Raw genomic sequence first — 7,454 nt, 5'->3', positions numbered from 1 at the left:
GGACGATACCCGAGTAGAAGTCGACGTTCGGGTACAGCTTGCGCGACACGAAGTATTCGTCTTCCAGCGCGATCTTCTCGAGCTGCATCGCGAGCTTGAACAGCGGGTCGTCGTGCAGGCCCAGTTCGTTCAGCACTTCGTAGCACGTTTCGCGCATCAGCTTCGCACGCGGATCGTAGTTCTTGTACACGCGGTGGCCGAAGCCCATCAGCTTCACGCCCGAATTCTTGTCCTTCACCTGCTTGATGAATTCGGGGATGTTGTCCGGCGAACCGATCTGCTCGAGCATGTTCAGCGCGGCTTCGTTCGCACCACCGTGCGCCGGGCCCCACAGACACGCGATACCGGCCGCGATACACGCGAACGGGTTGGCGCCCGACGAACCGGCCAGGCGGACCGTCGACGTCGATGCGTTCTGCTCGTGATCGGCGTGCAGGATCAGGATACGGTCGAGCGCGCGGACGAGCACGTCGTTGACCTTGTACTCTTCGCACGGGTTCGAGAACATCATGTGCATGAAGTTCGCGCTGTACGACAGCGAGTTCTTCGGATACACGAACGGCTGGCCGATGCTGTACTTGTACGCCATCGCGACGAGCGTCGGCAGCTTCGCGATCATGCGGATCGCCGACACTTCGCGGTGACGCGGGTCGTTGATGTCGAGCGAGTCGTGGTAGAACGCGGACAGCGCGCCGACTGCGGCGACCAGGATCGCCATCGGGTGCGCGTCGCGACGGAAGCCGCGGAAGAAGAAGTGCATCTGCTCGTGCACCATCGTGTGCTTCGTGACGGTGTCGACGAATTCCTTCTTCTGTGCGGCGTTCGGCAGTTCGCCCTTCAGCAGCAGGTAGCAGCTTTCGAGGAAGTCCGCGTTTTGCGCGAGGTTGTCGATCGGGTAGCCGCGATACAGCAGTTCGCCCTTGTCGCCGTCGATGTACGTGATCGCCGAATTACAAGCTGCCGTCGACATGAAGCCCGGGTCGTAAGTGAACTTGCCGGTCTGGCCGTACAGCTTGCGGATGTCGATCACGTCCGGGCCCATCGTGCCCTTGTAGATCGGCAGTTCGACGCTCGGCGAGTTGTCGCTGAACGATAGCGTGGCTTTAACATCAGACGGAGTCATGGCACATCCTCAATCGAAATAAAGAAACGGGATTCGATAACGGGCACAGCGCGTTACACCTTGGCGTTACACGTTGCGCAGCATCTCCAACAGCCGGTGAATGTCCGGGCTGTCTAGGTCGCCCTCTGGTTCCTTGCGCGCGAGGAGCAAGTCCATCAGGTCGTTGTCGCTCAGATCGAGCAGGCGCGACAACGCGCCTACGTCTGCATCGGTGAGGTCATGCTCGTATCTGCCGAAGAACCGTTCGAAAACGATGTCGTTCTCCAGCAGACCCCGCCGCGCGCGCCAGCGAAGGCGCGCGCGGCGGTGCGGGTCGGATTGATGCGAATCGTCGCTCATCAATCTTTATACCGCGCGACGAACCATCAGTTCCTTGATCTTGCCGATCGCCTTCGTCGGGTTCAGGCCCTTCGGGCAAACGTCGACGCAGTTCATGATCGTGTGGCAACGGAACAGACGGTACGGGTCTTCCAGGTTGTCGAGACGCTCGCCGGTGGCGGTGTCGCGGCTGTCCGCGATGAAGCGGTAAGCCTGCAGCAGGCCGGCCGGGCCGACGAACTTGTCGGGGTTCCACCAGAAGCTCGGGCACGACGTCGAGCAGCTCGCGCACAGAATGCACTCGTACACGCCGTCGAGCTCGTCGCGCTCTTCCGGCGACTGGAGGCGTTCCTTCTCCGGCGGCGGCGCGTCGTTGATCAGGTACGGCTTGATCGAGTGGTACTGGTTGAAGAAGTGCGTCATGTCGACGATCAGGTCGCGCACGACCGGCAGGCCCGGCAGCGGACGCAGCACGATCTTCTGCGGCAGGTCGTTCAGGTTCGTCAGGCACGCGAGACCGTTCTTGCCGTTGATGTTCATCGCGTCCGAACCGCACACGCCTTCACGGCACGAGCGGCGGAACGACAGCGTCTCGTCCAGTGCCTTCAGCTTGACCAGCGCGTCGAGCAGCATGCGTTCATGCTGGATCTCGAGCTCGTACGTCTGCATGCGCGGCGCTGCGTCCTTGTCCGGATCGTAGCGGTAGACTTCAAAAATGCGTTTTGCCATTTCGGATTCCCTTTGACTCGGCTTAGAACGTGCGCGGCTTCGGCGGCACGGATTCGACCGTCAGCGGCTTCATTTGAACCGGCTTGTAGTCGAGGCGATCGCCTTCGCTGTACCACAGCGTGTGGCGCAGCCAGTTGTCGTCGTCGCGGTGTTCGTAGTCGCTGTGTGCGTGTGCACCGCGGCTTTCCTTGCGCGCTTCGGCCGACACCATCGTGGCGCGAGCCACTTCGATCAGGTTCTCCAGCTCGAGCGCTTCGACGCGCGCGGTGTTGAACACCTTCGACTTGTCCTTCAGGTGGATGTTTTCCACGCGCGCCTTCAGGTCGGCCATCTGAGCGACGCCTTCCTTCAGCAGCGCCGACGTGCGGAACACGCCTGCATGCTTCTGCATCGTCGCGCGGATGTCGTTCGCGACGTCCTGCGTGTACTCGCCCGAGCTCGACTTCTCGAGCTTCGCCAGGCGCGCCAGCGAGAATTCGCCTGCGTCAGCCGGCAGCGGCTTGTGTTCCTTCTGGTTCTTCACGTGCTCGACGATGTGGTTGCCGGCCGCACGGCCGAACACCACGAGGTCCAGCAGCGAGTTCGTGCCCAGACGATTCGCGCCGTGCACCGACACGCACGAGCATTCGCCCACTGCGTAGAAGCCGTTGACCGGTTCCTTGTGATCGCGCGACGTGCCGACGACCTGACCGTGGATGTTGGTCGGGATGCCGCCCATCTGGTAGTGGATCGTCGGGACGACCGGGATCGGTTCCTTGATCGCGTCGACGTTCGCGAACTTCAGCGCGATTTCGCGGATCGACGGCAGACGCTTCATGATCGTCTCGGCGCCGATGTGCGACAGGTCGAGCAGCACGTGATCCTTGTTCGGACCGACGCCGCGACCTTCCTTGATTTCCTGGTCCATCGAACGCGACACGAAGTCACGCGGCGCCAGATCCTTCAGCGTCGGCGCGTAGCGCTCCATGAAGCGCTCGCCGTTCGCGTTGCGCAGGATACCGCCTTCGCCGCGCACGCCTTCGGTGATCAGCACGCCCGCGCCGGCCACGCCGGTCGGGTGGAACTGCCAGAACTCCATGTCCTGCAACGCGATGCCCGAGCGCGCCGCCATGCCGAGGCCGTCGCCGGTGTTGATGAACGCGTTCGTCGATGCCGCGAAGATCCGGCCTGCGCCGCCCGTCGCGAACAGCGTGGTCTTGCCTTCCATGATGTAGACGTCGCCCGTCTCCATCTCGAGGGCCGTCACGCCGAGTACGTCGCCGTCCGCGTCGCGGATCAGGTCGAGCGCCATCCATTCGACGAAGAACTGCGTCTTCGCTTCGACGTTCTGCTGGTACAGCGTGTGCAGCAGCGCGTGACCGGTACGGTCGGCGGCCGCGCAAGCGCGCTGGACCGGCTTCTCGCCGTAGTTCGCGGTATGGCCGCCGAACGGGCGCTGGTAGATCGTGCCGTCCGCGTTGCGGTCGAACGGCATGCCGAAGTGCTCGAGTTCGTACACGACGTTCGGCGCTTCACGGCACATGAACTCGATCGCATCCTGGTCGCCGAGCCAGTCGGAGCCCTTGATCGTGTCGTAGAAGTGGTAGTGCCAGTTGTCTTCGCTCATGTTGCCGAGCGACGCGCCGATACCGCCCTGCGCGGCCACCGTGTGCGAACGCGTCGGGAACACCTTCGACAGCACGCCGACCGACAGGCCCGCGCGCGACAGTTGCAGCGCTGCGCGCAAGCCGGAGCCGCCTGCGCCGACGATCACGACGTCGAACTTGCGGCGCGGGAGGGAAGTTTTGATTGCAGCCATTCTTTACACTCTCCAGAGAATCTGCGCGGCGTAGCCCGCACATGCGAGCAGCCAGACGATGGTCAGCGATTGCAGCAGCAGGCGCACACCGACGGGCTTCACGTAGTCCATCCAGATGTCGCGCACGCCGACCCATGCGTGGTAGAAGAGGGAAAGCAGCATCACGAAGGTCGCGAGCTTCATCCATTGCGCGGCGAAGATCGATGCCCAGCCTTCGTACGAAAAATCGTGCGCGCCGAAGAACAGGACGAGCAGAATGACCGTGTAGACCGCCATGATCGTGGCGGTGACGCGCTGCGCGAGCCAGTCGCGCAGGCCGTAGTGTGCGCCGACGACGAGGCGCTTCGAGCCGATTCGGTTGTTGGCTGCCATTTTCTTAGAATGCTCCGAACAGTTTGAGTGCCATGGCGATCGTCAGCGCGATCGAGACGACAAAGACGACGACTGCCGTCCGCTTGCCGCCTTCCTTCGTGACGGCGTCGTGGTTGACGTCCATCAGCAGGTGGCGAATGCCGGCGCAGAAATGGTGGAAGAAGGCCCACGACAACGCGAGGACGACCAGCTTGACGACGATGTTGGAGAGGAAAGCCTTGAAGACTTCGAAGCTGAGCTCGGAGGTGAGGCTCTGGTCGAAGAGGAACAGCAGGAACGGCAGGAACAGGAACAGCAGCGCGCCGCTGATACGATGGAGAATCGACAATATCGCGGCCAGCGGCATGCGATATTTCAACGTGATGTCGCCGATTCCGATGTTCCGGTATTCCGGCCTCGGCTTTCTTACTGCGTCAGTCATGCTAGACCCCTACTATGTTGTCACACTAATCCGCGATTTTAGCGCCTTTTTATATCGCGCTGCAGCGAAAGTCTGCTCTGGATAATTGCGCGAACAAGAACAAAGGCGGCCCGAAACGTGCTTCGCGAGCGTGGGAAACGCGAATGCACGCGGCTGAGCCGAACGTCGTCAGCTCAAGTCATTCTGATAGTAGTACCCGGTTGTGACATACCAGCCGCGACGCACTTCCACCGGCCGGTCCCCGTACGTATAGGACACGCGCTCGACCGACAGCAACGGGAACCCCGCCGGCACGTGCAGCAGGTCGGCCACCGCCGGGTCCGCCGCCACCGCGCGGATCTTCTCCGTCGCGCGGATCATCCGCGTACCGAACTCCGTCTCGAACATCGCGTAGAGCGGCCCCTTGTACTCGCTCAGCCGCTCGAACGTGAGCCCGCGGAACATCGCGCCCGGCAGCCAGATCTCGTCGAGCACCGTCACTTCGCTGTCGAATTCCAGCAGGCGGCGCACCTGCACGACGGGATCGGCGGGCTTCAGGTCGAGCTGCCGCGCGATCTCCGCCGGCGCACGCAGGCGCCGGCATTCGAGCAGGCGGCTCACGTGCGGGTGCTCGGCACCGTCATCGGCCAGGAGACGCAGGAAACGGAACTGCGCGCGATCCTCATTGTGCGTTGCAACAAAAGTGCCCTTGCCCTGCCGCCGGACGACGAGGTTTTCGGCGGCCAGTTCGTCGATCGCCTTGCGCACGGTGCCCTGGCTGACCTTGTAACGGGCCGCGAGCTCCACTTCGCTGGGGATGATCTCGCCCGGCTTCCATTCGCCGGATTCGAGACTTTGCGTGATCAATGACTTGATCTGCTGGTATAACGGGCTGAACGTCGGCGACGCGGAGGCCGCGGGCGAGGCTGCGGGATCGCCCGCGCCCGGCTGCCCTGGGCCGCCTGCGCCGGTCTGATTCGCGGTGTTCGCCTGGTTCGATGTCATGGCGCGCATTTCATCACAAACCGCACTTTTTCGTCCACTCAATTTCCGCAAAACATCTGTCTTATATAAGACATATGATACCGTTTGACTTTGCGCCTGACGGCTCCTACACTCCCGGTCGAGCAAGGGTTCGCGGGTGCAACAGCGCGTCCCCGGCTACGTGCCACGGCCGTCTCCAGGTTCACCGCGTCTGCCATCGCGAGTCCTCCGCCCTGCTTCAATGCAACGCTACGCACAACGCGCATAGAATGGCGTTTTCGCTCGCGTCCAACGCTTCACCCGTCCTGGAGATTTTCAATGGCTAAGCCCGCAAAGCGCGTTGCCGTCACCGGCGCCGCAGGTCAAATCGCTTACTCCCTGCTGTTCCGCATCGCGAACGGCGACCTGCTCGGCAAGGACCAGCCGGTCATCCTGCAACTGCTCGACCTCCCGCAAGCCCAAGGCGCCGTCAAGGGCGTCGTGATGGAACTCGACGACTGCGCGTTCCCGCTGCTCGCCGGCGTCGTGATCACCGACGATCCGAAGGTTGCATTCAAGGATGCAGACGTCGCGCTGCTGGTCGGCGCACGTCCGCGCTCGAAGGGCATGGAGCGCAAGGACCTGCTGTCGGCAAACGCCGAAATCTTCACGGTTCAGGGCGCTGCGCTGAACGAAGTCGCGAGCCGCGACGTGAAGGTGCTGGTCGTCGGCAACCCGGCGAACACGAACGCGTACATCGCGATGAAGTCGGCGCCGGATCTGCCGAAGAAGAACTTCACGGCGATGCTGCGCCTCGACCACAACCGCGCGCTGTCGCAGCTCGCCGCGAAGTCGGGCAAGCCGGTCGCGTCGATCGAGAAGCTCGCCGTGTGGGGCAACCACTCGCCGACGATGTACCCGGATTTCCGCTTCGCGACCGCCGAAGGCGAATCGCTGCTGAAGCTGATCAACGACGACGTGTGGAACCGCGACACGTTCATCCCGACCGTCGGCAAGCGCGGCGCGGCGATCATCGAAGCGCGCGGCCTGTCGTCGGCGGCGTCGGCAGCCAACGCGGCGATCGACCACGTCCGTGACTGGGTGCTCGGTACGAACGGCAAGTGGGTCACGATGGGCATCCCGTCGGACGGCTCGTACGGCATTCCCGAAGACATCATCTACGGCGTGCCGGTCACCTGCGAAAACGGCGAATACAAGCGCGTCGAAGGCCTGGAAATCGACGCGTTCTCGCGCGAGAAGATGGACGGCACGCTGGCCGAGCTGCTCGAAGAGCGCGATGGCGTCGCCCACCTGCTGAAGAACTAAGCATCACGCATCGTGCCGGGCGGCCTTCGGGGCGCCCGGCTGCGGCACGGGCCGGCATGCCGCCGGCCCGTGCCGGCCGATCCGATCCGCGCACGTTTTGCCGCCCCGCGCCCGCCGCGCACCGGCCCAGAACCTGCCCGAATCCGATTTTCTCCACGTTGACACGCTCCCCTGACGTAGACGAGATGGCCGCGCTCACTCCTGCACAAGTGCTGTACGACGGGGCGTCCCCGCCCGCGATCCTGCCCTGCTGCGATCACTACGCGGGCAGCGAGAAGCTGATGCGCAAGTCGCTCGCGCTGCAGGCCGAGCTGGGCCCGGTGTTCGACCTCACGCTCGACTGCGAGGACGGTGCGACCGTCGGCCAGGAAGCCGCCCACGCGGCGCTCGTCGCCGACCTGCTCGGCAGCGCCGAGAACCGCTTC

At 63.4% G+C, this 7,454-nt stretch carries 8 protein-coding genes and 1 pseudogene; 2 read left to right on the top strand and 7 right to left on the bottom strand.

Going from position 1 to position 7,454, the window contains the following annotated elements; translation table 11 throughout:
- The 7 genes from gltA to JMF90_RS15860 all read right to left on the bottom strand — a co-directional run.
- Positions 1–1,123, bottom strand: a 1,123-nt coding sequence (gene gltA / locus JMF90_RS15890; RefSeq protein ID WP_201325220.1) for a citrate synthase, incomplete at its 3' end; no start/stop codon positions are given.
- 66 nt (positions 1,124–1,189) lie between these two features.
- Positions 1,190–1,462: a succinate dehydrogenase assembly factor 2 gene (locus tag JMF90_RS15885; protein ID WP_011548107.1), complete on the bottom strand. Its 273-nt coding sequence runs from the start codon at positions 1,460–1,462 to the stop codon at positions 1,190–1,192.
- A 6-nt stretch (positions 1,463–1,468) separates the two neighbouring features.
- Positions 1,469–2,170, bottom strand: a complete 702-nt coding sequence (locus tag JMF90_RS15880) for a succinate dehydrogenase iron-sulfur subunit (RefSeq protein WP_006479352.1) — start codon at positions 2,168–2,170, stop codon at positions 1,469–1,471.
- Positions 2,171–2,192: 22 nt separating this feature from the next.
- A complete protein-coding gene (sdhA, locus tag JMF90_RS15875; RefSeq protein ID WP_006479353.1) occupies positions 2,193–3,968 on the bottom strand; it encodes a succinate dehydrogenase flavoprotein subunit in 1,776 nt (591 codons plus the stop codon).
- Between the two features lie 3 nt (positions 3,969–3,971).
- Positions 3,972–4,340 (bottom strand): succinate dehydrogenase, hydrophobic membrane anchor protein, encoded by a 369-nt coding sequence (gene sdhD / locus JMF90_RS15870; protein WP_006487767.1) that lies wholly within the window; start codon positions 4,338–4,340, stop codon positions 3,972–3,974.
- A gap of 4 nt (positions 4,341–4,344) precedes the next feature.
- On the bottom strand, positions 4,345–4,761 hold the full coding sequence (gene sdhC / locus JMF90_RS15865; RefSeq protein WP_006479355.1) for a succinate dehydrogenase, cytochrome b556 subunit: 417 nt from the start codon (positions 4,759–4,761) through the stop codon (positions 4,345–4,347).
- Between the two features lie 168 nt (positions 4,762–4,929).
- Entirely contained in the window at positions 4,930–5,754 is an 825-nt protein-coding gene (locus JMF90_RS15860; protein WP_006479356.1) for a GntR family transcriptional regulator, read from the bottom strand.
- Positions 5,755–6,042: 288 nt separating this feature from the next.
- Here JMF90_RS15860 and JMF90_RS15855 point away from each other — a divergent pair, with 288 nt between their 5' ends.
- The gene (locus JMF90_RS15855) at positions 6,043–7,029 is read left to right on the top strand and encodes a malate dehydrogenase (RefSeq protein WP_006479357.1); all 987 of its coding nucleotides are present in this window, start codon (positions 6,043–6,045) and stop codon (positions 7,027–7,029) included.
- A 56-nt stretch (positions 7,030–7,085) separates the two neighbouring features.
- A pseudogene (locus tag JMF90_RS15850) lies at positions 7,086–7,454 on the top strand (CoA ester lyase); the annotation flags it as partial.

The organism is Burkholderia sp. E168m23, assembly GCF_016586125.1.
Lineage (GTDB): Bacteria > Pseudomonadota > Gammaproteobacteria > Burkholderiales > Burkholderiaceae > Burkholderia > Burkholderia orbicola.
The sequence above is the reverse complement of the archived record's forward strand: the minus strand, read 5'-3'. Positions and strand labels throughout refer to the sequence as shown.